This is a genomic window from Kosmotoga sp. (genome assembly GCF_982836095.1).
In genome coordinates this window covers 1,734-3,819 of record NZ_CEYIHJ010000173.1, presented here as the reverse complement: position 1 = coordinate 3,819, position 2,086 = coordinate 1,734, and the positions used below count along the sequence as shown (strand labels likewise).

The window sequence follows — 2,086 nt, the reverse complement described above, 5'->3', positions numbered from 1 at the left end:
TCCCGCCATCTATTCTGCCTCCTCACTTCACAAGCTCGACGGCTTCCGGTTTCTGCGCTTGGTGCTTGTGCTCCGGGCCGGCGTAAACCTTGAGTTTTTTCAACATCTTGTCACCGAGTTTTGTCTTTGGCAACATGCGCTTTACAGCAAGCTTGATAACCCTTTCAGGATATTTAGCAAGCATTTCCCGGGCTGACCTTTCTTTGATTCCGCCGGGATATCCGGAATGCCGGTAGTATTTTTTCTGGTCGAGCTTTTTTCCGGTTAACCTGATTTTTTCAGCATTTACAACAACAACGAAATCACCCGTGTCAACGTGGGGGGTATAAGTGGGTTTGGCCTTACCAGAGAGTATCAAGGCTATTCTCGTTGCTAAACGCCCCAATGGAACATCTGTTGCATCCACAAGATACCATTTTCTTTCAACACGATTTCCCTGAGGATCGGCAAGATAATGTTCGACCTTTTTTATCTCGCCTTTACGTTTTGTCTGCACTGTGAACTGTCTCGTGCCTATTTTATATACCGGTGTCTTTTGTATATTCATTATGCTTCCTCCTTTCGGATGATGCGCGACTTTTAGTCAGCGTACACACTTACGTATTTTCTGTTGTTCTTCGTTTCAAAGTGGATCTTTCCGTCGATAAGAGCATAAAGGGTAAAATCCCTTCCCATGCCCACGTTTTTTCCGGGATGTATCTTCGTTCCTCTTTGTCTTATTATAATAGTGCCAGCTTTAACTAAAGAGTTCTCGCCGCGCTTAACACCGAGATACTTAGGATTGCTATCTCTACCGTTTCTCGCTGCACCGCCACTTTTCTTGTGGGCCATTTAGTTCACCTCCACCTCAATACTCGATTTTTTCGATCAGAATCTCGGTAAACCACTGTCTGTGGCCGTTGACTCTGTCGTAGTTTTTCCTTGGTCTGAACTTAACGATTCTGATTTTCTTGTCTCTGCCATGGCGAACGACCTTGCCGATAACCTTTACGCCTTCGAGGTAAGGCTTGCCCACTTTGGTACCGGATTCATCACGAAGGAGTAGCACTCTGTCAAACTCGATCCTATCACCTTCGGAATAATCTTTCTGTTTCTGGGTAAAAAGACTCATTCCCTCAGTTACTTTAAATTGTTTTCCCGAGGTTTCAATAACTGCGTACACTGTTACACCTCCTTGTGCAATAAAAAGTAGCTGAGTCAGGTACCCATCGGATTTATAACCTGCCTCAAGCTCTTTTAGTCATCACTTTCGATATTTTAACACATTCTAAGCCCATAACCAGTGGAATTGGTAAACTTTTCTTTAATTTTTCAGCTTTCGCTGACGACTTTTCTCACATTGACAGAAACCTCAGGTCTGGTATAATTTTATTGTTTGGAGGCGTATCCTAATCGGCTAAGGAGCCGGTCTCGAAAACCGGTGGGGTTGTTGCCCCTTGTGGGTTCGAGTCCCACCGCCTCCGCCAGAGGGCGGTGTTCCGCCCTTATTTTTTGGAGGTGTGTCTATGTATTTGAAGAAGATAAATAGTCTTCTTGCTGAAAGAATTGAATCTGGAACGGTCAATTTCTCGATTCCTAGAGAATGGTTCCCGCCTCGTTACGAAGGAACGGTTAAACTCAGTGGAAAGTGGATTTTCGTCAACCCCTACGAATTCGGCTCCAGCATCTGCTCGTTCATCCTCTCCAGGGGACAAGAGGGCGTGAACTATCTACAGCCTCTTTCAAGAATCAACAAAGAAACAACCCCTGACTGGATACAAAAAGCCAACATCTATGGAGCTTTTATAAGGTCAACCTCCGCTTATGGGCACCTGCACCCGGATCACTATGACCCCATGGATGCCGAAGGTTATACAGAAAGTGGCACTATACTGAAAATGCTTTTCATGTTGCCATACCTTTCTGCTATGGGATTTGATGCAATATATTTCCTGCCCGTAACCAAATACAGTGATCTCTTCAAGAAAGGTGAAATCGGCTCCCCCTATTCTGTGAAGAACGTCTTTGAAATAGACCCACGTTACCACGATACCCTCCTGGATGGCATGAAAACAGATGAAGAATTCAAAGCCTTTATCGAAGCGGC

Annotated in this window: 3 protein-coding genes, 1 tRNA gene and 1 pseudogene; 2 read left to right on the top strand and 3 right to left on the bottom strand. The window is 44.9% G+C overall.

Annotation, left to right across the window (positions count from 1 at the left end):
* Window positions 1-22: 22 nt before the first annotated feature.
* From rplM to rplU, 3 genes are read right to left on the bottom strand one after another with little or no spacing between them, the layout of a single operon-like run.
* Window positions 23-547: a 50S ribosomal protein L13 gene (rplM, locus tag AC3LHT_RS09500; RefSeq protein WP_290645598.1), complete on the bottom strand. Its 525-nt coding sequence runs from the start codon at window positions 545-547 to the stop codon at window positions 23-25.
* A gap of 32 nt (window positions 548-579) precedes the next feature.
* Window positions 580-831, bottom strand: a complete 252-nt coding sequence (rpmA, locus tag AC3LHT_RS09495) for a 50S ribosomal protein L27 (protein WP_290645600.1) — start codon at window positions 829-831, stop codon at window positions 580-582.
* A 16-nt stretch (window positions 832-847) separates the two neighbouring features.
* Window positions 848-1,162 (bottom strand): 50S ribosomal protein L21, encoded by a 315-nt coding sequence (rplU, locus tag AC3LHT_RS09490; RefSeq protein WP_290645602.1) that lies wholly within the window; start codon window positions 1,160-1,162, stop codon window positions 848-850.
* A 215-nt stretch (window positions 1,163-1,377) separates the two neighbouring features.
* Here rplU and AC3LHT_RS09485 point away from each other — a divergent pair.
* Together AC3LHT_RS09485 and AC3LHT_RS09480 are read left to right on the top strand one after the other, a co-directional pair.
* Window positions 1,378-1,466, top strand: a tRNA-Ser gene (locus AC3LHT_RS09485).
* A gap of 39 nt (window positions 1,467-1,505) precedes the next feature.
* Window positions 1,506-2,086, top strand: a pseudogene (locus tag AC3LHT_RS09480) (maltodextrin glycosyltransferase); the annotation flags it as partial.

Coding starts and splice junctions, on each gene's coding strand:
- rplM (WP_290645598.1), bottom strand. CDS start 547: ATGAATATACAAAAGACACCGGTATATAAAATAGGCACGAGACAGTTC.
- rpmA (WP_290645600.1), bottom strand. CDS start 831: ATGGCCCACAAGAAAAGTGGCGGTGCAGCGAGAAACGGTAGAGATAGC.